Raw genomic sequence first — 24301 nt, forward strand, 5'->3', positions numbered from 1 at the left:
AAATATAATTTCAAATCAAGAGTATCACAAAAAGCAAAAAAAGTAAAGAAAAGCTCATAAAATTTATAAATAAATCGTAAACAACAAAATAAATTGTATATTTTGCATCAAATAAAACCAGATAAAACAGGGAACTACTTTTTTCAGTTGTCAATCAAAAGCAAAATGTGTTATGATAAAGATAATTGTGGCTGGGGCAAGCCCCACAGACATCAGAATGAGGAGGCTATTATGGCAGCAAAGAAAAATCAAGGATATGGAAATGAAAGCATTTCCTCACTCAAAGGTGCGGACCGTGTCAGAAAGCGTCCGGGTGTCATCTTCGGTTCTGACGGACTGGAGGGATGCGAACATTCTGTTTTTGAGATTCTCTCAAACTCGATTGATGAGGCAAGAGAAGGCTTCGGCAACCGAATCATTGTTACTACCTACCGCGACCATTCCATCGAAGTGCAGGACTTTGGACGCGGTATACCAGTTGACTATAACCCAAAAGAGGAACGGTATAACTGGGAGCTGGTTTTCTGTGAACTGTACGCCGGTGGAAAATACAACACCAATCAGGGCGAAAGCTATGAGTTTTCACTGGGACTCAATGGACTTGGTTCCTGCGCGACCCAGTACTCTTCCGAATATTTTGATGCCGAGATTTATCGGGATGGTTACCGTTATAATCTGCATTTTGAAAAGGGAGAAAATATCGGAGGATTAAAAAAGGAAGAAACTAACAAAAAGCAGACGGGAAGCCGCCAACGCTGGAAACCAGACCTGGAAGTATTTACCGATATTAATATACCGGTTGAATATTTTCGAGATGTCCTCAAAAAACAGGCAGTTGTCAATAAAGGTTTGCAGTTCCTGCTCAGAATTGAGCAGGAGGACGGCAGCTTTGCAGAAGAAACCTTCTTCTACGAAAACGGAATTACCGACTATGTTGGAGAAATTGCAGGAGAACAGAGTCTGACGACTATTCAATACTGGGAAACTGAGCAGAGAGGCCGCGACCGTGAGGATAAGGACGAATATAAGGTAAAACTTTCGGTTGCGTTCTGTTTTTCCAACCGGGTGAAGTTTTTGGAATATTACCACAACTCCTCTCACCTCGAATACGGTGGCTCGCCGGAAAAGGCAGTCAAGCAGGCATTTGTTTCCAAGATTGACGGCTATTTAAAACAGAACGGGAAATATCTGAAAAATGAGAGCAAGATTACCTTCCAGGATGTGGAGGACTGTCTGATTTTGGTTTCTTCCTCTTTTTCCACCCAGACTTCCTATGAAAACCAGACCAAAAAGGCAATCACCAACAAGTTTATCTATGAGGCAATGAACGATTTCCTCAAACGTCAGCTGGAAGTTTACTTTATCGAGAATCCGGACGAAGCAGTCAAGATTGCAGAACAGGTTCTGATTAATAAACGAAGCCGTGAAAATGCGGAGAAGACAAGACTTAACCTCAAAAAGAAGCTGGCGGGTTCGATCGACCTTGCAAACCGTGTCGAAAAGTTTGTAGACTGTCGTTCCAAGGATGTCAATGAACGCGAAATCTACATTGTAGAGGGTGACTCGGCGCTGGGTGCATGTAAGCTGGGACGTGACGCACAGTTTCAGGCGATTATTCCGGTCAGAGGTAAGATCCTCAACTGTCTGAAAGCAGATTTTGACAAGATTTTCAAAAATGAAATTATTACCGATATTATCAAGGTGCTTGGCTGCGGTGTTGAGGTCACTTCCAAAGCAAACAAGGAACTTTCCACCTTCCATTTGGACGGACTGCGCTGGAACAAGGTTGTTATCTGTACCGATGCCGATGTGGACGGTTTCCAGATTAGAACCTTGATTTTGACCATGCTTTACCGTTTGACACCAACCCTGATCGAAAAAGGGTATGTCTATATCGCGGAGTCACCGCTGTTTGAAATCCGTCATAAGGACAAGACCTATTTTGCTTATTCCGATGCGGAAAAGGCAGAAATTCTCAGCAAGCTGGAAGGGCAGAAGGTGGATGTACAGCGCTCCAAAGGACTTGGTGAGAACGAACCGGACATGATGTGGTTGACCACCATGAACCCGAAGACCAGAAGGCTGATCAAGGTTTCTCCAGAGGATGCCGAGGCGACCGAAGCGATGTTCTCTCTTTTGCTGGGTGACAATCTGGAGGGCAGAAAGTCGTATATCGCTGAGAATGGAGCACAGTATCTGGACGAATTGGATTTATCGTGATGAAACTGCGTTAGAACAAAAAATAGACGTTTTCGTCCACCTTTTACAAAAGGTGGCGGATTCTAAAGGCAGAGCCTTTAGTCGCACTCCGTAGAGTGCGAAATACTTTATCCGTGAAAGCGCATTTTCGGGGGTATGGCCCCCTTTTCACTTGCAAAAGGGGGCCATAAATTACCGAATTGTACAATCTATCCCCGAAAAGTTCCCAGTGGGAAGTTTTCGGAAGCAGAAACTTGCTTCTGTTTTACTGAATCTGCGTTCTCAATTAGGCTAAGCCAGCTTAGCCTGGTACTAACGTACCCCAGCATCGAAACAGCTTTGCTGCCCCTATCGTTTTAAATATTTTTTCTTATTTGTTACAGGGGCGTTGCCCCCGTACCCCCATGAGCTTTTTGAAAAAAGCTCAACCAAAAACTTTGGTTTACCTTCGGAGCGACACCCCCTACAATCAATGCTATCATCAGAGAAGGAAAAAATTATGGCACGAAAAAAACAAACAGAACGTTCCTCCCATCCATCGGATGCAAAGGCATATATTGAACATGCCGGAGAGGTAATTGACCAGAAAATTACCAGTACACTGGAAAAAAACTATATGCCCTATGCGATGAGCGTCATCGTGTCTAGGGCAATTCCGGAAATTGACGGCTTTAAGCCATCCCATCGAAAACTCTTGTACACCATGTATAAGATGGGACTACTGAGCGGTGCAAGAACCAAATCAGCAAACGTTGTCGGTTCCACCATGAAATTAAATCCGCATGGAGATATGGCAATCTATGAAACACTGGTGCGTCTTTCCCGCGGAAACGAAGCACTTCTGCACCCTTATGTCGATTCCAAGGGTAACTTCGGTAAGGCATATTCTCGTGATATGGCGTTTGCAGCTTCCCGATACACCGAAGTAAAGCTGGACCCAATCTGTCAGGAGTTGTTTCGGGATATTGACAAGGACACGGTAGATTTTGTGGATAACTACGACAACAAGCTCAAGGAACCGACCTTGCTGCCGGTGACCTTTCCATCGGTGCTGGTCAACGCAAACACCGGCATCGCGGTAGGTATGGCAAGCTCTATCTGTCCATTTAACCTCGAAGAGGTGTGCAGCACCACCATCGAGCTGATTAAGAATCCAAACCATGAACTTTCCCTGACGCTGACTGCACCGGATTTTCCAGGCGGCGGACAGATTATCTACAATCCGGCAGAGATGGACAAGATCTACCGGACCGGACGCGGTTCTTTTAAGGTCAGGGCACGTTATCGTTGTGATAAGAGCTGCAACTGCATCGAGATCACCGAAATTCCACCAACCACCACCACCGAAGCAATTATCGATAAGGTGGTCGATCTGATCAAGGCAAACAAGATTCGAGAAATTTCGGATATGCGTGATGAAACCGACCTTTCCGGCTTGAAACTTGCGATTGACCTTAAGCGCGGCGCAGATCCGGATGCAGTGATGCAGAAGCTCTACCGCTTCACCCCATTGGAAGACAGCTTTTCCTGTAACTTCAATGTCCTGATTGGCGGAACGCCAAAGGTATTGGGCGTGCGGGAACTTTTGGAAGAATGGATTGCTTTCCGCAGGATGTGTGTCCGCAGAAGAGTTTATTTTGACCTTAACAAGAAAAAGGAAAAGCTCCATCTGCTTCAGGGCTTGCAGAAGATTTTGCTTGATATCGACAAGGCAATCCGCATCATCCGCGAAACGGAATCGGAAGAAGAGGTTGTTCCAAACCTCATGATTGCCTTTGGAATTGATGAGGTACAGGCAGAATATGTAGCGGAGATCAAGCTTCGACATATTAATAAGGAATATATTCTCAAACGGACCGAAGAGGTTGACTCTCTTGCCGATGAAATTGAGCAGATGCAGTCTATCCTGGATGAGCAGAAAAAGATCAGCAAGATCATGATTACTGAGCTTAAAAATGTGATCAAAAATTATGCCCAGCCAAGAAAGACTCTGCTTTTGATGCACGAAGAGGTTAAGACCTTTACAGAAGAGGAAACCATCGAAAATTATCCGGTCAACCTGTTCTTTACCAAAGAGGGTTACTTCAAGAAAATTACACCGCAGTCCTACCGCATGTCCAGTGAGCAGTACCTCAAAGAGGGAGACCGCGTGATGCAGCATGTGGAAGGAAACAACACCGATAACCTTCTGTTCTTCACCGATAAAGGTCAGGTCTATAAAGCAAGAGCCTGCGACTTTGAGGACACCAAGGCAAGTGTTCTGGGCGATTTTGTTCCGGCAAAACTTGGAATGGACGAAGGGGAAAATGCAGTTTACATGGCGGTTACCTCTGATTTTGCCGGCTATATGCTGTTCTTCTTCCAGAATGGTAAGGTGGCAAAGGTAAACCTCAATTCCTATGAAACCAAGACAAACCGAAAGAAACTGCTCAATGCTTACAGCATGAAGGAGCCGCTGAGTGCTGTTTTATGTATCCGTGAGGATACCAATGTTCTGATTACTGCAAGCAATGGCAGAATGCTTATTCTGCCGACCGGATTGATGCAGGCAAAGGCGACCAAGGAGCAGCAGGGTATTCAGGTAATGAAGCTGACAAAAGGTTCCACAGTATCCGAAGCGGTGATGTATGAGCAGGGAATGTTCGAGGATGAACACCGCTATCTGGCAAAAGATCTGCCATCTCGAGGCGATTTTTTGAAAATGGCGCAGATGTAGATAAACTATCTGCTAAAATCTGATCGGAAAAAGAGAGGATTTTTCTTTCCGGATCTGTTATATTGATGACAGGGAGGAAATTGGGATGGAATGGCTTTTGGAATTAAATTGCTCTCTTGATTATATCGAGGAGCAGCTGGAAGGAAATATGCAGCTGGAACAGATTGCGGGGGAAGCAGCAAAAATCGCACGGTGTTCGGCATATCATTATCAGCGCATCTTTTCCTATCTTGCAGGAATGACCTTGTCTGAATATCTGCGCCGGCGCAGGATGACTCTGGCAGCAGGGCATCTCAGAGCTGGAGAAAAGGTACTTGATACTGCGCTTTTCTATGGATATGATTCTCCGACTGCGTTTAATCGGGCATTTCAGACAGTTCATGGAGTTACACCATCCGAGGCAAAAAAAGAGGGTGTTAAGCTGAAAGCCTATCCCAGAATCCGCTTCCAGATTACGATTAAGGGGGCAGAACAGATGGAATATCGCATGGAGCACAAACCACCTTTTTATGTTGTTGGAATTAGCCGTGTTGTTGGGGCTACGATGGAACAAAACGCACAGATTATTCCACAAATGTGGACCGATGCAGCTATCACCGGAGTGATTGCAGGTCTTGTGCAAAAATTAGTTCCATCAGGTGGGTATCCCAATGGACTTTTGGGAGTTTGCGGCATGATAAAAGATGAGTGGAGATATTATATCGGAGTTGCGTCCAAACAGGGAGAAGTGCTGCCGGACACAATGGAGAGTCTGCTGGTACCAGAATCGGATTGGGCAGTCTTTTCCGGAAAGGGAAGGATGCCGGAAGCGATTCGGGACTTAGAACGCAGGATTTTTACCGATTGGCTTCCTTCTTCCGGATATGAGTATGCAGACGCACCGGATATCGAGGCGTATCTTACCCCGAATCCGCAGGATTCTGTCTTTGAGGTATGGCTTCCTGTCAGAAAAAGAGAAGAATAACAAAAGACCCGATGATTTGGTATTTACCAAATCATCGGGTCTTTTTCTTTGATCAAAATTACAGGATACCCTGTGCCATCATGGCATCAGCAACTTTGGCAAAACCAGCAATGTTTGCACCAGCAAGCAGATTTGCCTGATGCTGCTCGTTTTCCATGTTGTATTCTTTGGCAGCATTGTAAGCATCGTGGAAGATACCAACCATAATTTGATGCAGCTTCTGATCGACTTCTTCTTTGCTCCAGGAATATTTCATTGCATTCTGGCACATTTCCAGACCGCTGGTAGCAACGCCGCCTGCGTTTGCAGCTTTACCAGGAGCATACAGAACGCCGGAGTTCTGGAAAGCTGCAACTGCATCCAGAGCACAAGGCATGTTTGCACCTTCAGCAACCAGTTTTACACCATTTGCAATAAGCTTCTCAGCGTCTTCCAGCAGCAATTCATTCTGAGTAGCACATGGAAGTGCAATCTCGCATGGGATGCTCCAGATGCCGCGGCAGCCTTCATGATATTCAGCAGAAGGAACAGCATCCATATATTCACGGATGCGTCCACGGCGAACTTCCTTAATCTGTTTTACAACGTTAAGGTCAATGCCGTTTTTATCATAGATATAACCGTTGGAGTCGGAGAGAGCAACCACCTTTGCTCCCAGTTCCTGTGCCTTTTCGGCAGCATAGATAGCAACGTTGCCCGAACCGGAAATGACGGTTACTTTATCCTTTACGCTGTCATTTGCCATAACCGAAAGCATTTCCTGAACAAAGTACAGCAGGCCATAGCCGGTTGCCTGAGTGCGGACAAGCGAACCGCCGTAGGAAAGTCCTTTGCCGGTCAGAATGCCGGAGAAGCGGTTCTGCAGGCGCTTGTACTGACCGAACAGGTAGCCGATCTCTCTGCCGCCAACGCCGATGTCTCCAGCTGGAACGTCGGTTTCCGCGCCGATGTAGCGGGAAAGCTCGGTCATGAAGCTTTGGCAGAAGCGCATGATTTCAGCATCAGATTTTCCTTTTGGATCAAAGTCGCTGCCGCCCTTGCCGCCGCCCATTGGCAGACCGGTCAGGCTGTTTTTGAAGGTCTGTTCGAAGGCAAGGAATTTGATAATTGAAAGATTTACGCTTGGATGAAAGCGCAGACCGCCCTTATATGGACCGATTGCGGAATTAAACTGAACGCGAAATGCACGGTTAACCTGGGTTTTGCCCTGATCGTCCTGCCATGCAACGCGGAACTGTACGGCACGTTCCGGTTCAACCAGACGCTCGATCAGTCCGGCAGCTTCATATTCCGGATGTTTTTCAATGACCGGTTCCAAGGTGGAAAGAACTTCCATCACCGCATTTAAAAATTCAGGTTCGTTTGCGTCACGCTGACAAACCTGCTGATAAACTTTTTGAAGATATGGATTTTTGATGCTCATATTTTGTGCTTCCTTTCTAAAAGAATAGCTGAAAAATATCCTGAGAAAAGTGTCTGTGCACTTTATCCCAGAAAAGTACAAGAATTATTATAAACCCAAAACAGTCAGTTTTCAATGATTTGTATAAATTTGAAGGATTGACTATCTTTGCAAAATAGGCTATAATCCTAGGGTGAGTAAGCAGGATGGCAGCGGGCGGAGAGAGATCTCCGAATGAGGAAAGTCCGGGCTTCACAGGGCAGGATAGCTGCTAACGGCAGCCGAAGGCGACTTTAGGGACAGTGCAACAGAGAGATACCGCCGGGAATTCCCGGTAAGGGTGGAAAGGCGAGGTAAGAGCTCACCGGGGTGCAGGAGACTGCACTGCCATGTAAACCCTATCCGAAGCAACACCGTGACTGCAAAAGATCTGCGGCGGCCCGTCGCACCTTTTATGACTTTGTCAGCGGTCTATGTGGCTTGAACCGTCGAGCAATCGCCGGTCTAGATAGATTGTCATCACAACAGAACCCGGCTTATGTGCTTGCTCACTTTAAGGAAAAAGAAAACCCCTTTCCAGGAGAAAACTGGAGAGGGGTTATTTTTGTGCAGATAAAAACGGACAGGGAAAACCTGTCCGTTTTTTGCCGTTAAGTTTTGGTGGTAAATTAAGCGGTAAACTTGTCGATAATCGAAACAAGAATGGTCAGAGCAAAGAAGACAACAGTCAGAATCTTTGTGCCTTTTACCAGCAAAGCGTCTCTGGTTCTGCCATAGTTACGATTAACCGCTTCAGACTGGCCGCCGGTCAGGGCAGACATGCCTCTCTTGCTTTCCTGCATGGAAACAAGAGCGATGATCATAATGGAAGCAAGAATCAGAACAATACCACAGATGATATCAATTACGCCCATGGGAAACCTCCTAATGATAAACAAATCAGCGGAAACTGCTAAATGAACAGACTTCTCCCGCATCATAACCTAACTTAATTATGATAGCACAAGGCGGATTTTTTTTCAAGGGCTTGTGCTTCTCAAAAAATATTTTTTTGCATGAATAAAGGAAAAAAACAAGCACAAACTATAATTGTTTCACCCATTCCTTGTTAGATAAAGCGTTTGCGGGATGAAAGCCGGCACACCTCTTTTCGGTGGAAGGCATAAATCCCGGAAAGGGGAAACAAAAAATCCGGTTATCACTCCTTTTCCTGTTTCGAAAGAAGGGATACCGGTAAAAAGAATCCGGTATCCACAATCTTCATCCGGCTTTCGTCCCGCACTTTTTGGGAAAAGCGGAAGAACAGTTTTGTAAGGGTTGGAACACTGACTCTAAGAAACGTTTTGAGAAGAATGGAAAACGGATTCTTTTTTTATGTACAGACAGAAGATCGAAAGAATCTGGGATAGGACTTGACTTCTTGTGGAAAATATTGTATCATATTACAGTACTTTTTATAAGGAAAATGCCGCTGTGGTGGAATAGGCAGACACAAGGGACTTAAAATCCCTCGGAGTAAAATCCGTACCGGTTCAAGTCCGGTCAGCGGCACCAAAAAAATGCCAGACCCTAATAGGTCTGGCATTTTTTTGGTATAAAATAGAAACGGACTTGAACCATTCAAGCTCCGGTCAGCTTACTAGCTTGAAGCTGGACACAATATCGCAACTCTGCTCATTTTATGATAAAATTGATAGGAACGGAATTTTTTGCTCAAAGCCACAATAAAAAGGGTCTCTGTTTTACACTTTAAAGGTAGGAAGGCTGTGTTTTTAAAAAACTTCTATGAAAGGGAGAGGCAGAATGAAGAGCAAGAAATATGCTGTTATTGTAATCGTGATCATTTTGCTGGTATTGGCAGCTGTTATGATGATGGGAAAGCGCCCATTTCGATCTTTGAAGGCAGAGCAGATTGCCTCCATGACGGTAACATTGACACCGCCGGATGTGACAATCGAACTGGAACCAGAACAAATACAGCAGGCAGCAACGTTGATTTCCCAAATTGTTACCTATCAAAAGGATCAATCTTATACCGATTATGCAGGGCAAGGTGTGATATTTACTATTACTATGACCGATGGAACAAAACATTCTATTATGGGGTATAACCCGTTTGTAGTGATTGATGGGGTCGGTTACCGTACCAAACAGGAACCATGTGAACAGCTCAATCGTTTTGCAAATGAACTTTTGGGATAAATAAGGATGAAGCAGAAGAAAAGTGTCCGCATTATGCGGACACTTTTCTTTGTGAAATGCTATTTTATAATAAGAGGGTCAGAAAGAGGATAAATTTCATAGCCATAATAATTTTGCAGAAATCCCAGAGTTTGTAATTTATACAATGGGTAATGGCTATTTTTTGACTGTTGAGGAAAAGCGAAAAAAATGTGAAAAGTCGTGTGGAAAAGTTAAACTATACTAATATAGTATTCTTGTAAGTCTTGTCATAAGCCCCCAACAAAAACAGGATATTTTTGTACCATTCCCAAAATCTTGTGGATCTCAAAAAAAGATGGAAAGTGAACTAGAGGGGATTAAGCGTCAAAAATCATAGGTTTTCTTTTATTTGCTTCCATTTTCTCTGACTTGACAATACCCAGATATAGTGGTATAAATGACAAGGCAACACAAAGTATTGATGAAAACGCCAATACAAAGTGTATACTTGCTTTAATATTTGCAGATAAATGAATTTTTAGGTTACGATAGAGAAGGGGATTGGCATGATAACAAAAGTCATCAAACGAGACGGTCGTGTCGTCGATTTTGACAGCGGCAAGATTCTTGCAGCGATCGAGAAATCAATGAAAGCAGCCGGCTGTACGGCGTCACAGGGAGCAGCAGCGGTGACAGAAGCGGTCAGCCGCCATCTGGATGAACATTATCAGCAGACCCCACCAAAGATTGAAGAGATCCAGGATATTGTGGAGCACGAGCTGATGCGCATGGGATTTGACGAGGTAGCAAAGCAGTATATTCTCTACCGTGCAAATCGTACCCGTATTCGTGAGGCGAACACAAGCCTGATGAAAACCATCGATGAGATCACCAAGGTGGATGCAAGACAGAGCGATGTAAAGCGCGATAACGCAAACATCGACGGCAATACTGCAATGGGCAGCATGCTCCAGATCGGTACTGCTGGTGCAAAAGCATACAATGAGGCATATCTGTTAACTCCACAGCAGGCAAAGGCTTATCGTGAGGGTGATATCCATATCCACGACTTTGATTTTTACTCGCTGACCACTACCTGCACCCAGATTGATATTGTTAATCTGTTCGATGGCGGATTCTCTACCGGTCACGGATTTTTGCGTGAGCCACAGAGTATTCAGAGCTATGCAGCGTTGGCAGCAATTGCAATTCAGTCCAACCAGAACGATCAGCACGGTGGTCAGAGTATTCCAAACTTTGATTACGGTATGGCTCTGGGCGTTGCAAAGACCTTCCGCAAGGCTTACACCAATAAGCTGACCGAAGGTCTGGAAGATTTCCTGGATACTGAAGACGAGAAGGATAATGTTACTAAAATCCTTGCAGATGTGAAGGAAGCTACCGGCATGTCCCCACGTCTGGAAACCGATGCAGAAAAATTTGATGCAGCAGTATCCGAACAGATCACAAAGAAATACAACATTCCACAGGAAAAAGCAGCTCACCTGGTTGAGGTAGCTCGCCGCAGAGCAAACCGCAAAGCGGATCGTGACACCTATCAGGCAATGGAGGGCTTTGTACATAATCTGAACACCATGCATTCCCGTGCAGGTGCACAGACTCCATTCAGCTCGATCAACTACGGAACTGACACTACCCCAGAGGGCAGAATGGTTATCCGCAATATCCTGCTTGCAACTGACGCAGGTCTGGGACATGGCGAAACCTGTATCTTCCCAATCCACGTATTTAAGGTAAAAGAAGGGGTTAACTACAACGAGGGCGATCCAAACTACGATCTGTTCAAACTCTCCTGCAAAGTAAGTGCAAAGAGACTGTTCCCGAATTACATCTTCCTGGATGCTCCATTTAACCTCCAGTACTATAAACCAGGACGTCCGGAAACAGAAGTAGCAACTATGGGATGCCGTACCCGCGTTATGGGCAACGTTTATGACCCATCCAGAGAGATCAGCTATGGCAGAGGAAACCTGTCCTTTACTTCGATCAACCTTCCACGTCTGGCAATCGAAGCAAACCACGACGAAAAGGTCTTCTATCAGAAGCTGGATGAGATGCTGGATCTGGTGGCAAACCAGCTGCTGGACCGTTTTGAAATTCAGGCATCCAAACGCGTATATAACTACCCATTCCTGATGGGACAGGGTGTATGGCTCGACAGTGACAAGCTCGGACCAAATGACGAGGTTCGTGAAGTGCTCAAGCACGGCACACTTTCGATTGGTTTCATCGGTCTTGCAGAAACCCTGACCGCTCTTTATGGTCATCACCACGGCGAAAGCGATGAGATGCAGCAGAAAGGTCTGGAGATTGTCCGTTACATGCGTGCTTACTGCGACAGAAGAAGCCAGGAAACCAAGATGAACTTTACTTTACTTGCAACACCGGCAGAGGGCTTGTCCGGCAGATTTATCCGTATGGATAAAAAACGCTACGGAATCATTCCGGGTGTTACAGACCGTGACTATTATACAAACTCCTTCCATGTTCCGGTATGGTACAACATCAGTGCATTTGAGAAGATCCAGAAGGAAGCACCATACCATGCACTGACCAATGCAGGTCATATTAGCTATGTTGAGCTGGATGGAGATACCTCCAACAACGTAGATGCGTTTGAATCGGTTGTTCGCTGCATGCACGATGCAGGAATCGGTTATGGTTCGATCAACCATCCGGTTGACCGTGACCCGGTTTGCGGCTATGTCGGTGTAATCGGCGATGTATGCCCACGCTGCGGCAGACGCGATGGTGAAGCAATCAGCCCAGAAAAGCTGGCACAGCTTCGCAAACAGTATCCGGATATCCCAACATTCCGCGGTATTGAATAAGCCTATTAAAAAGTAATTGAAATAAAGATAAAGGAGAAATGATTTATGTCCGCAATGCAGAGACAGTCCACAGTAGGAAAAGATGTTAGCTTTGAAAGAATCCGCCGTATTACCGGTTATCTGGTTGGTACCATGGATAAATGGAACGACGCTAAGAAGGCAGAAGAGCATGACCGTGTAAAACATGGCCTGTCCTGCGGCTGTAAATAATCATGAGCATTAATGTAGCGGGAATCGTCGGCGAAAGTATCGTGGATGGTCCTGGAATCCGACTGACGGTATTTTGTCAGGGATGTCCGCATCACTGTCCAGGCTGCCAGAATCCGGAGACCTGGGAGTTCAGTGAGCGCACCAGAATGGAACCACAGGATATTTTGTCGATGGTAAAGAAAAATCCTCTGATCCGTGGGGTTACTCTCTCAGGAGGAGAACCATTTTCTCAGGCAGCAGAACATGCAGAACTTGCAAAACTGCTGCATGAAAACGGCTATGAGGTTGCGGCATACAGCGGCTATACCTTTGAACAGCTGCTGGACGGTACGCCGGAACAGATGAAGCTCTTGGAAAATATTGATATTCTGGTGGACGGACCATTTTTGATGGAACAGAGAACGCTGGAAGCACGTTTTCGCGGAAGCAAAAACCAGAGAATTATCAATGTTCCGCAGAGCCTGAAAGAACACCGGGCGGTGCTGGAAACAGCAGAGCGCTGGGTTGGAGAAAGCAAATAATGAAAAAAGATACAGGGATGGTGCAAAAGCCGTCCCTGTCTTGCTATTAGGGAAAAGGAGGAAAACAGATGATTGATCAGTTAAAGCAGGTTGGTATCCTGTACGGAGAAGGAAAGGATTGCCAGATTACAGGAGAAAATATTAAGAGTGCAGATTATTCTAAAATGAGCAAAGAGGAAGTAGAGGAGTTTTGCCAGTCTCTGGAAATTTTGCTGGCAGTTGGAATAGAAGGGGAGATCGATTCCCTGATTGAAGAATGCCCGTGTATGCTCCTGTGGTTTGCTCAGAGTGCACCGGAGATTTTGCCGGAGAAATATGACGCAGCTTTCGTAAAGACCTCACAGAACGACGAACAGGATGTTGTGCGCCTGTTTGCTATGCTTGCCCAGCAGACACTGGAAGAAGGCTTTGATGTGTTTGGTCAATTGGAGGATATCATTATTCGTTTTACAAACTTTACCCATGAAGAGCCTTGTGAAGAACGCAGCCTGCTTTTGTGGCTGGGAAGTGATATTTTGGAAGCAAGTCAACAGCAGCAAGAATTTTTAAACAGAGCACAGCAGCTCTCTCAAGAAGCAGAGGAACAGGGAATTGAGTTTTTCTGTTCGCACAGCTTGGCAGAGCAGGATGCTGAGACGAAAGCGCCTGTTATGATTTTGTTTGCAGCAGAAGAAAAAATGGTGGAAGAATAAAAAATCCCCCTCGTTATGAGGGGGATTTTTTATTCCGTTTTTAGGTTTTCATCCACAAAATGAATTGCCTGTACACAAGTATCCGAAACCATATCCAAAAGAGCGTCACAGTCTATATGTGCAGGATTAGCTTCAATGGGAAATTTTACGATGTAATCCAGGTGATCGGGATCTGGTGTCAGGAAAACAGGAAGAGAAGATGGCATCAAAAGGTTATAATATTGGCGCTGGATCTGCCTGTTGCATCCGGAAATCCATACTTCAAATCGAAAATCAGAATGAACAAAAACAACTACAATCTTGAGTCCCATCTGTTTGAGGGTATCATCTGAAAACTGAAAGTAGGAATATTCCATATTGTTTTCTACAATATTCTCCTGAAAATGAAAAGAGGAAAATCGTGTTTGCAGATTGATCCGAAGACAGCGAAAAAGACGAATAAATTCCTGATAACCTTTTTGGAGATTTGTATTTTGAATTAAATTCTGATATTCCTCAAGAAATTTGTAATTAAACGACATAAAAATACAATTTGTTATTTTAAATTGTTTGTATTTGACGCGTTTGCATTGCTCAAATCCCGGCTGCGGTAGTCCGGTCCAAGATCGATAACCAGATAGGACAACAGCAAGTTTGCCATCGCCATCGGCAGAGTCAGCGAGTTATAGAAAACGCGGGTTGCAGTGTAGCAAACAAGCAGATGCTTGCTGTACTGTGCTGTTGGGGAAGAGACGCTGTCTGTGATAGTGAGGATAGTTGCTCCATGAGAAAATGCGTTTTTAGCAATACTTGCCAATGGATAATAATATTTTGGAAAAGCGATAAAGATGACCAGATCCTGTGAGGTGAGCATATCCAGCTTATCCTGTGTATCGTTAAGATCGGTCAGATCGATTAAGCATACATCAAAATAGAGAAGCTTTAAGCGGGCATACAGGAATTCTGCCAGGACATGTGAAATATCATGAGCACAGATAAAGATGCGTTTTGCGCCGCGGATCGCTTCGGCAGCAGAGATAATAGAAAGCAGATCCAGGGAAGAGAAAAAGCGCTGGCTAGCTTCCGCTTCTTCCCGGCAGATTTGACGGAGAAGTTCGGATTTTCCCTCCACATCGGTGATAGTAGCATCCGGAACAAAATACTGTGGGGAGGAAAGCAACTTAACCATACTCTGGGTATATTCACGAAAGGCTGCTTTCATCTCAAGGAAGTTGGAATATCCCAGTTTCTGGCAAAATCTAAGCAGAGTCAGTTCGGAAGAGGAAGTTTTCTGGCTCAAATTAGCCAGTGTAATATAGGCGATGTCTTCCGGAGATTCCAGCAGAATGTCGGCAATACTCTTCTGCTTACGAGTCATTTCGGGATAAAGGTTGTGAATTTTCTGAATAACGTCCATAGATTTCCTGTCCTTTTTGAAATAAATTTATTCTGATTGAAAAGTGTAAACCAATGAAAAGAAAAGCAAAAGCTTTATTTATTTAGATTGTACAGGAAAAGTCAAAAAATGTAAAGATGTTCTGTAGAACAACCAAATAGAACAAAAAGCCTGTTTTTCCAGATCAAAAAACAGGCTTTTACAAATTATTTCTTTTCCAAGGGAAAAATGAGGTCGATGGAAGGAAGCCCAATCTGGCTGCGGCGGTCGTACAGCTCGATGGAATCAATGCCGTCAACCACCTTGTAACCGGAGTCCGGAAGCCATTTTTCAAAAAAATAGTGTTTTGCTTTTGCTACATTTAAAGTAAGGTTTTCTGGAACGGAAAAATCTACCTGGATGTGGGCATACAGTCCGGGCTGAAGCTTTTTTACAATAAAAGGAGGTTCCTGTTCTTCAATATCAACCCATGCTCCAAGAAAGTAAGAAAAATTGCCTGTTTCATCCGGTGTTGTTGAGATGACCATGGTACCGCTTGGGTTGGAAAGCTCCCTGAGCTCGGACTGATGCTGCTGAACTTTTTTCTGAAGTTGAGAAACATCTTTTTTCATGCTTTTTCGACAGGTTGTGATCTCCATACCGGCAATTAATCGAACATTGTCATACTCTTTGATTCTGACAGAAAATGGTTGCTTTTTTTTAAAGAAAGAAAACATACAAAACCTCCTAAGAGAAAACGTGTCCCTGAAGTATGAGGGACACGTTCCAGTTACTAATGGGTAGCACCACTTGCAGCAGTGATGTCATGTTCATTTTCAATTGCAGCCTCAACGCAGAGTGCAAGACCTTTGCTCATCTCTTCGATGGTCATGGAAGCCATGTTTGGATGATTTTGGATGGTTGCATATGGAACATGGATGAAACCGCCGCGTGCATTTGGGAACTCATGTTTGAGCTGATACAGCAGATGGTACATCAGGTCATTGCAGACATAGGTTCCAGCAGTGTTGGAAATTGCAGCAGGAACACCATTGTCCATCATTTTCTTAACCATTGCCTTTACAGGAACGGTTGCAAAGTATGCATCAGGACCGTCTTCATAGATTTTTTCACCCTGTGGGCAGTTACCTTCGTTGTCTGGGAAACCGGTTGGGCAATCTTCACAGTTGATTGCAACACGTTCAACGTTCATGGAAGTTCTGCCGCCAGCCTGTCCAACCAGAATAACAATGTCTGGTTTTTCAGCGCGTACAATTTCCTGAACAGTCTGACCGCCTTTACGGAATACAACAGGAATTTCTTTCTTTACGATCTGAGCGCCTTTGATTTCATCTGGGAGCAGGCGAACTGCCTCAAAAGATGGATTCATTGTTTCTTTGCCAAAAGGCTGGAAACCAGTAACAACAACTTTCATGGTACATTCTCCTTTACGTTTTATTTAAGACGCAACAACAAGTCCGTCTTTCATAATTACAACATCTCCGGCATAGATGGTCGGAGAGTGAAAAACAAGATCAAAATGTCCGGCAGCATCATGGACACCGCCAAGAGCAAGGTTTCTTCCCATTCCAATGTGGAAGGTACCGTAGGTGGATTCGTCCTCAATATAACAGTTTCCCAGACAACGGGACTTTTTATTCAGTCCGATTCCAAGTTCGCCTGCAACAAAAATGCCAGGATCACCAAAACGTTCCATGTAATCCTGCAAAAAGATGCCAGATTCGTTATGTTCAATCGATGCCAAACGTCCATCACGAAATTCCAGCTGAATATGTTCTGGAGGACGTCCGACATAACCCATAGAACCGTCTAGAACAGCATGTCCATTGGTTTTGGTTTCTTCGATACCAATATAGACCTCAAAGCTGGAAGAGCCGACCTGTCCAGGATGAGATGCCATGCCATGAAACAGTCCGGCAGTTCTTCCTTTCTTTCCAAAGGTCAAGTTTGTTCCGAGCGGCGTTGTAATGCGCACAGTATCCGATTCATTGAGATAATGAATCATGTTGGCAGAACATCTTCTGGCTTCTTCCGGGTCCATTCCCATAAAGTCAAATGCAAGCATGGAACGGCCATTATTGGTAGAAAGGGGAAGAGAAAGATACCGGCTGCCGTGGGTTAAAACCTCCCGGACAGCACGGGTAGTAATCAGAGAGTAGTTGGTGGCACCGATGATGACATCATTGCTGAGCAAAAATTCCAGCATGGAATCAAACAGGGTGCCGGCCTGGGTACAGTTTTCCGGGATAACAATTGTGACGACAAAAGCACCGATGATTTCAGCAGATTTTTGCAGAGCAGCACTTTCTCTTAAATGAGAATGATCGGTGATGATCAGTAGTTTTTCTCCGCGTTTCAGCTGACACCAGCGGTGGATAACAATGTCGGCTCCCTTTTGCATCTTGGAAGACATCGACTCACGGCCTTTCTGAATAATTTATTAAATCAGAAGGGGTCTGATATCAGACCCCTTCTTTCAGTTTTAGACTAAAAAGGCTTATTTACCATCAGGCACATGTAGATGATCTGGAATACCAGCATCAGGATAGATGGGATCAGCTGCATTTTGATGATGGAGTATTTATCTTTTACTTCAAGATATACACCAGGTACGATGTTGAAGTTTGCAGCCATAGGAGTCAGCAAAGTACCGCAGTAACCGCAGGTCATAGCCAGAGTTACCATGTACAGAGGGTTTGCACCCAGGCTGATAACGAATGGAACACCGATACCAACGGTCATAACAGTGATAGCAGCAAAAGCGTTGCCCATGATCATGGTGAACAGTACCATACCAACTGCGTATGCAACGATACCGATATAAACGTTGCCCTGTGGGATGATTTTACCGAAGATAGTAGCAAATGCATCACCAACACCAGCGTTTGTAAAGATTGTACCCAGACAGGAAAGCAGCAGAGGCATGATGTAAACAGCGCTTGTCATATCCAGGAAGCGGCGACCTTCTTCCAGGAAGGTCATAGCTTTGTTTTCACGGTTCCAGATTACCAGCAGGATAACGCCGACGATGGTTGCAAACAGAGAACCAAGCAACGAGCTCCAGCCAGGCAGGAACAGGGAAATCAGGATGGAGAAAACACCGGCACCAAATGCAGGGATAAAGATCTTCATACCGATCTTATTGTAGTTCTTCTGCTGTTCTTCTTTGGTTGGGGACTGCAGATTGCCGCGTTTAACCATACCAAGTGCAGCAGGAATACAGGTGATAGCAACCAGAATACCGCTTGCAAGCGGAGGCAACCACTGACCAAATGCAACAACGATGCCCAGAGTGAACCAGAACAAACCGGTTGGCAGGAAGTGCTTGTTTGCTTTTACAATCCATGCACGCACACCACAGTACATGCAGAAGAAACCGGAAAGAAGGTACATGATCTGTACCAGTTTATCGGAGATAGTGTACTCCGGACTTAAAAAGTAAGTTAACATGAAAAATTCCTCCTTCTGCTATGCTGCCTTTTTCTTCATATCAGGATAGTATTTCTTAACCATACGTCCATCAACGATGAGAGTCTGAGTTGCGTTGACAAGCATTGCAAACAGAGCAACTGGAATCTGAACAGCAACAATCTGCATTACGTCAACTTCATAGCCGATGCTTGCCAGAGTGGACTGGATCAGCAGAACGGAAGAGTTTGCAGCAAACAGACACTGACCAAAGAAGTTGGATACGTTGTAGTCTTTACCGTAGAGAGCTTTGATCGTTTCTTCATGTTCTGGAGCAACTTCATAGCCTTTAGATTCAATGATACCAAGGGTCATAGGCATCAGGATAGGACGAACATAAGATGGAATACCGCCAATCGGGATTTTGAAGATGATGAAGATTTCATCCAGAACACCCCAAATTGCGATTAACATACCGGTTGTTAAGCCTTTTGCTTTTCTGATCAGAGCAGCTCCGGCTTCTTTCAGACCATTTTTTTCCAGTGTACCGGTGAGAATCATCAAAATGATGGTGATCAACTGGTTACGGTTTGCTACAAAGGTTGTACCAACCGAGGTCAGCAGATCTACCACATTGATTCCGCCGCATACAGCGGTTACAATGGCAGATACAACGATGATGGCGATAGGTTCCAGTTTCAGTGCGAAACCAATGATAACAACAACTACGCCAAGTAAGCTTAACATAACAACACCCCTTGTTAAATTTGGTTTTGAGGATTTTCCTCAAAATGAAAAGCGCATAGTCACTTTTCATTATTTGTTAACAATTCATATTATACAGCGCAATATACGATTTTTCAACAAGTTAAAGTAAAAATGCGGATATTCTATAATATAACCAAATAATATCGTTATATTTTTAGGTATTAGCTATAAACTTTGTTGATGAATATGAAATTTTTTTGCTTTATATTATTAATTTTGACGTTATAAAATGCAAAAAATAAGCATAATTTTGCATAAATATTATATTTTGACATTATAAATGAAATAATATTAATTTTTTCATCCTGATTTAATTCTGAAGTTAGAAAATAAAAAAAGAAATTCTTGACAAATGAAGGAATACACGATATGATTGTTATACAACCAATTGATTGTATAACAATATCTTGCATGTAAGGAATAAAAAGGAGGATGTAAAATGGAACGATGGAAACGCCTGCCGGATTCAGAGCTTGAGGTGATGCTGATTATCTGGGATGGAAAAGAAAAGGTCAGTACCAGTGATATCATGCAGCATTTAAAGGAAAAGAAAAGTGTGCAGCTGGTGCAAAATGCGCTCAATCGTCTGGAAGGAAAAGGATTTGTTCAATGCGAAAAGATTGGGCGTCTCAATCATTACACACCACTTGTGTCGCTGGACGAATATCGGGAAAAAGAAACCTCTTCCTTTCTGGAAAAGATGTACCAGAATTCGGGAAGCAAGCTGTTTGCCGCTTTGATTGAGAATGATGCCTTAAGTGAGGATGATATTCAGAAAATCAAAGCCCTTTTGGAAAAGGGAAAGGAGTAACATGTTGGAATCTGTATTCTGCGCTGTGTTGGGAACGTCATTTTCTGTTACCCTGCTTCTGGTGCCGATTCTGCTGTTTTCCCCTTTGCTGCAAAAATATTTCCAACCTAAGGTGAGCTGCTTCCTCTGGGCGATTGTGGCGGTAAGATTACTGCTTCCGACTATCCCAGGTGAGCAACCACAGATTTCGATACCGGTTCCGTCCTATCAGATTTCTCTGGAGCAGGAGGAAATGCCAGAACCAGTTGTGGAAATAACCTCTACTCCGGAAGTGACAAAAATCCATGGAGAAATACAGGTGCAGAGAAAGGAAATCCCATTTATGGAGATTTTGTCCTGGACTTGGTTAGGAGGAGCAGGTCTTTCTCTGTTGGCACATGCTGTTCTTTATCAAAAGACCAGAAGAAAAATCCTGCGGTGGAGCATCCAAGTGCAGGATGAACGGACAATGGAAGTTTTTAACCATTGTAAAGAAGAATGTGGAATAAAGAGAGAAATCAGTTTGTACCAATGTTCTATTTTGTCCACTCCAATGCTGATGGGATTTTGGCACCCAATGATTCTGCTTCCGGAGAGAAAACTGGACGAGATGAGTCTTTCCTATGTGCTGCGCCATGAATTGAGCCATTATCGCCGAAAAGATTTATGGCTTAAGTTATTGATTTTGCTTGCGCAGAGCGTTCATTGGTTTCATCCTCTGGTGTGGATTATGGGAAAAAGGGCATCTGCGGACATCGAAAAAGCCTGTGATGATGCAGTATTAAGGGGAAGCGGAATGCAGGCAAGGGGAGAATATGGAACAGTTATTCTGTCTTTTTTACAGGGAGAAAAAGAAAAATATCTGCCGCTGACAACGGGATTTTTCGAACAGAAGAAACAGATTATCAGGAGGTTCGAGACAATTATGGATATTAGAAAGAAAAGAAAAGGAATTTTGCTCACTGCAATGGCTGTTGTAATTGCGGGAATGAGCATGGTCGGTTTTGTGGATGTTTCCGCTGCAAAAACAGGAACATCGGCTACCCTTAAGGATGCTGTACAGCAAAGAGAAAGCAGCTCGGTTTCGGAAAGTTTGGTTTCGAAAGGAGCAGCTGTTAACATCGAAGATTTGGAAAAACTTTATCAGCAGGACCCGGAAAAATATCATGAGCAAATGAATCAGAAATTTAGTGATTTCCAGGAAGGTATTCTCAAGCAGTATACCCAGGGAAGCGTTTTCCAGAGTAAAAAGAATGTAAAACTGGAAGAAGGTCAGATGAGATGGCCGGTTCCTGATTGCTATCTGATTGCACTTCCTTTCGGTATGGAGTTTGAAACGGAGGGAGGAATAGGCGGTGTTACTTTCCACATGGGTACAGATATTGTAGGAAAGGATACGAACGGAAAGCCGGTAGTTGCTGCTGGAGATGGAAAGGTAATTTGTGTTAGTTCATATGATACTGCCACTCCAGATGCAGATGTACTTAACCTCAATTTAGTCCAGGCAGAAAGCGGAAATGGGAACTATGTGATTATAGATCATGGAGATGGAGTTACCACCTTGTATGGAAATTTAGGAAATCTTGAGGTAAAAAAAGGAGATACAGTAAAAGCAGGACAGACAATAGGAAACGTTGAAACAACCAATACTGCTCCTTTGGCACATTTACATTTTGAGATTCAGGAAGACGGTGTATCTGCAGATCCAGCAGCTTACCTGCTCCCAAGTAAATAGGTTAGAAAAACAAAAAAAGCACCTGCAAAAGCAGGTGCTTTTTATAATCTGGTGGAGACAATCGGGATCGAACCGACGACCTTTTGAATGCCATTCAAACGCGCTCCCGGTTAGATCGGTTACATACCCCTCTAAATCGGGCCAATAGAGCGTTCAATACGCGGGACACCCCACCAAAAGCCGCAAAACCATCGGCGTTTTTCTTGAAATTCATTATAGCTGGGGCCAGACCGCATATCAATACTAAATTTGAAAACAAGCTCGATACCGCAATTCCCTTTTCGCATGGTATAATTTCCTTGTTCCATAGCGAAAGGGGGTGTTGAGTATGGAGAAAGAATATATAGCTGGTGAGCCGCAAAGATATGAGATCGGCAATCGCGTTTTTATCGTGGAGCCCCGTTATGATAAAAACGGTGAAAGTATGTCGGACATCCTGTTAAAGCTGATGATGGCCGATGTCGATGAAAAAATGTGGAACGAAGGCCACCGCGAAAAAATCTAATCTAAAATTAAATCCGAGTTGTCAAGCAAGGTATTTATTCTAAAACAATTTCATATTGAGCATTACGCCGCCCGAGTGAGACTATGGGCGGCGTTTTCATACACCACAACTTGAAAGGAGGAGTCCCTTATCTGCTGCCAGCCATCGGGCTGGCTTTTTTCATTTCAAGACAAAGGAGGTTTGACATTGGCAGACGATAAAAAGAATATCGGCCCCGAGGTAGAAAAGACTGAAACGGCCCCCGCGCCGGAACAGCCTGCTCCCGAAAAGGTCGAGCCTGTTGTGGCCGATCCCACCCCGGCTGAAAAGGCGGCTCCCACGGAAAAGGCCGAGCCTACCACCCCGGAGGCTCCCGGCCCTGCGGCTCCCGAGCCGCCCAAGCCCGACAAGGAGGTCAAGCAGACGGATACCCCGGACAAGGGCGATCCCGCCCCGGCTCCCTCTGGCAAGGTGGTGGATTTTGCCGCCGCCCGTGAGGAGGCCGAAAAGGACAAGGCCCCGAAACAGAAAACTCCCAAACAGAAAACCACGGAGCCGAAGGACAAAGCAGCGGCCAAGGCCAGCAAGGGCCGCCCGGCAAAGGCTGACAAGGCGGCCCCCGACAAGGCCAAGTCGCCCACGCGAGACAAAATGTCCCAAAGTAAGGCCGCCCCGGAAAATGCCGCGCCCAATCTGCAGGAGGCTCCCACCCCTGCCGCGCCGGAACAGCCCGCCGCGCCCCGTGACGCTACCCGCGCAGAAAAAGAGGAAATTGTCTACCTCAATCTGTCCGAGCTGCGCCCGTTCAAAAATCATCCCTTTGGTGTCCGTGACGATGCCGAGATGCAGGGCCTTGTGGAGTCTGTCCGAGCAAGCGGTGTAAACCAGCCCGCGTTGGTGCGTCCCACTGAGGACGGCGGGTATGAGATCATCGCGGGCCACCGCCGCCAGAGGGCAAGTGAACTGGCCGGATTTGTGAATATGCCCTGTATCGTCCGTAACATGACCGATGACGAGGCCATCCTCGCTATGACGGATGACAACCTGCGCCACCGCGAAAAGATTTTGCCCACGGAAAAGGCACAGTCTTTGAAAATGCAGGTAGAGGCCATCAAGCACCAAGGCGCTCGTCCCGGTGAGGACGCACAGGAGGCGGGTAAACGCTCCACGCAGATCGTAGGTGATCGAAACGGCATGAACTACAAACAGGTGCAGCGGTATATCCGCTTGACCGAGCTGGTGCCGGATTTGCAGAAAATGCTGGACGAGAAAAAGCTGGCATTTACACCCGCCGTGGAGATTTCCTTTATCCGGCCCAAGCATCAGAAGTATATCGCCGTGTCCATTGAGGGCCAGCAGTCCTCTCCGTCCCTGTCCCAAGCCCAGCGGCTCCGAAAAATGGATCAAGAGGGCAAGCTGAACGGCGATGTGATCGACGGCATTTTGATGGAAGAAAAGAAGGAGGTTGATAAGGTGATTATCAATAGCGCGGAACTGGAAAAGTATTTCGGCAAGGACAAGTCTCCCCGTCAGATGAAGGATCAGATCATGGCCCTGCTGGATGACTGGAAGGCCAAGCAGCCCCCCGAGCTGGGCAAGCCCGAAAAGAAAACGGATAAGAGCCTGTAACCTCGAGACAATTTGTCCCGAGGTTTTTTCATTGAATGGAGGTTTTAACAATGAAACGACCCCTCGCATATATCACCGCTGCGTGGTGCGGCAGCGATGCCGAAAATGCAAAACAGGCAGCGCAGTATTGCCGCAGCGTGTATGAGGCGGGCTTTTCGCCCATTTGCCCCACGCTGTTCCATCCCCTGTTCCTCAATGATGCCATTCCCGAGGAGCACAAAAGCGGGATCGACATGGCCCGTAATCTGCTCAAACGCGCTCATGTGCTGGTGGTATGCGGCCATACCGTCACCGAGGCCATGAAGAATGATATTGCCGTTGCCCAGCGGCTGGGTATCACGGCAACCACGCTGGAGGGCATCTTGACGGTCAAGGGACAGGGCCGCCGCTGAT

The 24301-nt window shown here is 45.2% G+C and carries 22 protein-coding genes, 1 tRNA gene and 1 other RNA gene; 15 read left to right on the forward strand and 9 right to left on the reverse strand.

Translation table 11 applies throughout. The annotated features are described in order from the left end of the window. The first annotated feature begins 231 nt into the window (after positions 1 to 231). From BQ5375_RS06230 to BQ5375_RS06240, 3 genes are all read left to right on the forward strand, one after another. Positions 232 to 2220, forward strand: a complete 1989-nt coding sequence (locus BQ5375_RS06230) for a DNA gyrase/topoisomerase IV subunit B (protein ID WP_022131825.1) — start codon at positions 232 to 234, stop codon at positions 2218 to 2220. Positions 2221 to 2698: 478 nt separating this feature from the next. After that, positions 2699 to 4915, forward strand: coding sequence for a DNA gyrase subunit A (locus tag BQ5375_RS06235; RefSeq protein ID WP_076917608.1), 2217 nt, complete (start codon positions 2699 to 2701; stop codon positions 4913 to 4915). Between the two features lie 85 nt (positions 4916 to 5000). Beyond that, complete coding sequence (locus BQ5375_RS06240; protein ID WP_022132102.1) at positions 5001 to 5879, forward strand: AraC family transcriptional regulator; 879 nt, start codon at positions 5001 to 5003, stop codon at positions 5877 to 5879. 58 nt (positions 5880 to 5937) lie between these two features. On the opposite strand, the gene gdhA is transcribed toward BQ5375_RS06240, so the two are convergent. After that, positions 5938 to 7302, reverse strand: coding sequence for an NADP-specific glutamate dehydrogenase (gdhA, locus tag BQ5375_RS06245; protein WP_076917609.1), 1365 nt, complete (start codon positions 7300 to 7302; stop codon positions 5938 to 5940). A 173-nt stretch (positions 7303 to 7475) separates the two neighbouring features. Here gdhA and rnpB point away from each other — a divergent pair. Continuing rightward, positions 7476 to 7836, forward strand: an RNA gene (rnpB, locus tag BQ5375_RS06250) — RNase P RNA component class A. A gap of 113 nt (positions 7837 to 7949) precedes the next feature. On the opposite strand, the gene secG is transcribed toward rnpB, so the two are convergent. Beyond that, entirely contained in the window at positions 7950 to 8195 is a 246-nt protein-coding gene (gene secG / locus BQ5375_RS06255) for a preprotein translocase subunit SecG (protein WP_022131702.1), read from the reverse strand. A 553-nt stretch (positions 8196 to 8748) separates the two neighbouring features. On the opposite strand from secG, the gene BQ5375_RS06260 reads away from it, so the two are divergent. The 6 genes from BQ5375_RS06260 to BQ5375_RS06285 all read left to right on the forward strand — a co-directional run bounded on the left by BQ5375_RS06260 (position 8749) and on the right by BQ5375_RS06285 (position 13719). Continuing rightward, positions 8749 to 8835: transfer RNA gene (locus BQ5375_RS06260), tRNA-Leu, on the forward strand. A gap of 249 nt (positions 8836 to 9084) precedes the next feature. Beyond that, positions 9085 to 9483, forward strand: coding sequence for a hypothetical protein (locus tag BQ5375_RS06265; RefSeq protein WP_022131701.1), 399 nt, complete (start codon positions 9085 to 9087; stop codon positions 9481 to 9483). Between the two features lie 527 nt (positions 9484 to 10010). After that, complete coding sequence (locus BQ5375_RS06270; RefSeq protein WP_022131700.1) at positions 10011 to 12296, forward strand: anaerobic ribonucleoside triphosphate reductase; 2286 nt, start codon at positions 10011 to 10013, stop codon at positions 12294 to 12296. Positions 12297 to 12341: 45 nt separating this feature from the next. Next, the gene (nrdD, locus tag BQ5375_RS14215; RefSeq protein ID WP_022131699.1) at positions 12342 to 12506 is read left to right on the forward strand and encodes an anaerobic ribonucleoside-triphosphate reductase; all 165 of its coding nucleotides are present in this window, start codon (positions 12342 to 12344) and stop codon (positions 12504 to 12506) included. A 2-nt stretch (positions 12507 to 12508) separates the two neighbouring features. After that, complete coding sequence (nrdG, locus tag BQ5375_RS06280) at positions 12509 to 13027, forward strand: anaerobic ribonucleoside-triphosphate reductase activating protein (protein WP_022131698.1); 519 nt, start codon at positions 12509 to 12511, stop codon at positions 13025 to 13027. A gap of 68 nt (positions 13028 to 13095) precedes the next feature. Next, complete coding sequence (locus BQ5375_RS06285) at positions 13096 to 13719, forward strand: hypothetical protein (protein WP_022131697.1); 624 nt, start codon at positions 13096 to 13098, stop codon at positions 13717 to 13719. 29 nt (positions 13720 to 13748) lie between these two features. On the opposite strand, the gene BQ5375_RS06290 is transcribed toward BQ5375_RS06285, so the two are convergent. The 7 genes from BQ5375_RS06290 to BQ5375_RS06320 all read right to left on the reverse strand — a co-directional run bounded on the left by BQ5375_RS06290 (position 13749) and on the right by BQ5375_RS06320 (position 19249). Beyond that, the gene (locus BQ5375_RS06290; protein ID WP_022131696.1) at positions 13749 to 14240 is read right to left on the reverse strand and encodes a DUF7000 family protein; all 492 of its coding nucleotides are present in this window, start codon (positions 14238 to 14240) and stop codon (positions 13749 to 13751) included. A 14-nt stretch (positions 14241 to 14254) separates the two neighbouring features. Beyond that, the gene (locus BQ5375_RS06295) at positions 14255 to 15115 is read right to left on the reverse strand and encodes a MurR/RpiR family transcriptional regulator (protein WP_022131695.1); all 861 of its coding nucleotides are present in this window, start codon (positions 15113 to 15115) and stop codon (positions 14255 to 14257) included. A 185-nt stretch (positions 15116 to 15300) separates the two neighbouring features. Further along, the gene (locus BQ5375_RS06300; RefSeq protein ID WP_022131694.1) at positions 15301 to 15810 is read right to left on the reverse strand and encodes an effector binding domain-containing protein; all 510 of its coding nucleotides are present in this window, start codon (positions 15808 to 15810) and stop codon (positions 15301 to 15303) included. 56 nt (positions 15811 to 15866) lie between these two features. Continuing rightward, positions 15867 to 16508, reverse strand: a complete 642-nt coding sequence (gene pcp, locus BQ5375_RS06305) for a pyroglutamyl-peptidase I (RefSeq protein ID WP_022131693.1) — start codon at positions 16506 to 16508, stop codon at positions 15867 to 15869. A gap of 24 nt (positions 16509 to 16532) precedes the next feature. After that, the gene (locus tag BQ5375_RS06310) at positions 16533 to 17507 is read right to left on the reverse strand and encodes an aminopeptidase (RefSeq protein WP_022131692.1); all 975 of its coding nucleotides are present in this window, start codon (positions 17505 to 17507) and stop codon (positions 16533 to 16535) included. 74 nt (positions 17508 to 17581) lie between these two features. Further along, the gene (locus BQ5375_RS06315; protein ID WP_022131691.1) at positions 17582 to 18544 is read right to left on the reverse strand and encodes a DUF979 domain-containing protein; all 963 of its coding nucleotides are present in this window, start codon (positions 18542 to 18544) and stop codon (positions 17582 to 17584) included. Between the two features lie 18 nt (positions 18545 to 18562). Beyond that, entirely contained in the window at positions 18563 to 19249 is a 687-nt protein-coding gene (locus tag BQ5375_RS06320) for a DUF969 domain-containing protein (protein ID WP_022131690.1), read from the reverse strand. Between the two features lie 460 nt (positions 19250 to 19709). Here BQ5375_RS06320 and BQ5375_RS06325 point away from each other — a divergent pair, with 460 nt between their 5' ends. From BQ5375_RS06325 to BQ5375_RS06340, 5 genes are all read left to right on the forward strand, one after another. Further along, entirely contained in the window at positions 19710 to 20081 is a 372-nt protein-coding gene (locus BQ5375_RS06325; RefSeq protein WP_022131689.1) for a BlaI/MecI/CopY family transcriptional regulator, read from the forward strand. A gap of 1 nt (position 20082) precedes the next feature. After that, complete coding sequence (locus BQ5375_RS06330) at positions 20083 to 21795, forward strand: M23/M56 family metallopeptidase (RefSeq protein ID WP_022131688.1); 1713 nt, start codon at positions 20083 to 20085, stop codon at positions 21793 to 21795. 328 nt (positions 21796 to 22123) lie between these two features. Next, a complete protein-coding gene (locus BQ5375_RS14385; protein WP_015574152.1) occupies positions 22124 to 22300 on the forward strand; it encodes a hypothetical protein in 177 nt (58 codons plus the stop codon). Positions 22301 to 22486: 186 nt separating this feature from the next. Further along, a complete protein-coding gene (locus BQ5375_RS06335) occupies positions 22487 to 23908 on the forward strand; it encodes a ParB/RepB/Spo0J family partition protein (RefSeq protein ID WP_171038627.1) in 1422 nt (473 codons plus the stop codon). Positions 23909 to 23958: 50 nt separating this feature from the next. Continuing rightward, positions 23959 to 24300 (forward strand): DUF7768 domain-containing protein, encoded by a 342-nt coding sequence (locus tag BQ5375_RS06340; protein ID WP_076917611.1) that lies wholly within the window; start codon positions 23959 to 23961, stop codon positions 24298 to 24300. Position 24301: the final 1 nt, after the last annotated feature.

Origin of the sequence: Negativibacillus massiliensis (assembly GCF_900148495.1) — a bacterium.
GTDB lineage: Bacteria > Bacillota > Clostridia > Oscillospirales > Ruminococcaceae > Negativibacillus > Negativibacillus massiliensis.

Coding starts and splice junctions, on each gene's coding strand:
- BQ5375_RS06315 (WP_022131691.1), bottom strand. CDS start 18,544: ATGTTAACTTACTTTTTAAGTCCGGAGTACACTATCTCCGATAAACTG.
- BQ5375_RS06235 (WP_076917608.1), top strand. CDS start 2,699: ATGGCACGAAAAAAACAAACAGAACGTTCCTCCCATCCATCGGATGCA.
- nrdG (WP_022131698.1), top strand. CDS start 12,509: ATGAGCATTAATGTAGCGGGAATCGTCGGCGAAAGTATCGTGGATGGT.
- gdhA (WP_076917609.1), bottom strand. CDS start 7,302: ATGAGCATCAAAAATCCATATCTTCAAAAAGTTTATCAGCAGGTTTGT.
- BQ5375_RS06240 (WP_022132102.1), top strand. CDS start 5,001: ATGGAATGGCTTTTGGAATTAAATTGCTCTCTTGATTATATCGAGGAG.
- BQ5375_RS06295 (WP_022131695.1), bottom strand. CDS start 15,115: ATGGACGTTATTCAGAAAATTCACAACCTTTATCCCGAAATGACTCGT.
- BQ5375_RS06265 (WP_022131701.1), top strand. CDS start 9,085: ATGAAGAGCAAGAAATATGCTGTTATTGTAATCGTGATCATTTTGCTG.
- BQ5375_RS06310 (WP_022131692.1), bottom strand. CDS start 17,507: ATGTCTTCCAAGATGCAAAAGGGAGCCGACATTGTTATCCACCGCTGG.
- BQ5375_RS06330 (WP_022131688.1), top strand. CDS start 20,083: ATGTTGGAATCTGTATTCTGCGCTGTGTTGGGAACGTCATTTTCTGTT.
- BQ5375_RS06285 (WP_022131697.1), top strand. CDS start 13,096: ATGATTGATCAGTTAAAGCAGGTTGGTATCCTGTACGGAGAAGGAAAG.
- BQ5375_RS06340 (WP_076917611.1), top strand. CDS start 23,959: ATGAAACGACCCCTCGCATATATCACCGCTGCGTGGTGCGGCAGCGAT.
- BQ5375_RS06290 (WP_022131696.1), bottom strand. CDS start 14,240: ATGTCGTTTAATTACAAATTTCTTGAGGAATATCAGAATTTAATTCAA.
- BQ5375_RS06270 (WP_022131700.1), top strand. CDS start 10,011: ATGATAACAAAAGTCATCAAACGAGACGGTCGTGTCGTCGATTTTGAC.
- secG (WP_022131702.1), bottom strand. CDS start 8,195: ATGGGCGTAATTGATATCATCTGTGGTATTGTTCTGATTCTTGCTTCC.
- BQ5375_RS06300 (WP_022131694.1), bottom strand. CDS start 15,810: ATGTTTTCTTTCTTTAAAAAAAAGCAACCATTTTCTGTCAGAATCAAA.
- BQ5375_RS06230 (WP_022131825.1), top strand. CDS start 232: ATGGCAGCAAAGAAAAATCAAGGATATGGAAATGAAAGCATTTCCTCA.
- BQ5375_RS06325 (WP_022131689.1), top strand. CDS start 19,710: ATGGAACGATGGAAACGCCTGCCGGATTCAGAGCTTGAGGTGATGCTG.
- BQ5375_RS14385 (WP_015574152.1), top strand. CDS start 22,124: ATGGAGAAAGAATATATAGCTGGTGAGCCGCAAAGATATGAGATCGGC.
- nrdD (WP_022131699.1), top strand. CDS start 12,342: ATGTCCGCAATGCAGAGACAGTCCACAGTAGGAAAAGATGTTAGCTTT.
- pcp (WP_022131693.1), bottom strand. CDS start 16,508: ATGAAAGTTGTTGTTACTGGTTTCCAGCCTTTTGGCAAAGAAACAATG.
- BQ5375_RS06320 (WP_022131690.1), bottom strand. CDS start 19,249: ATGTTAAGCTTACTTGGCGTAGTTGTTGTTATCATTGGTTTCGCACTG.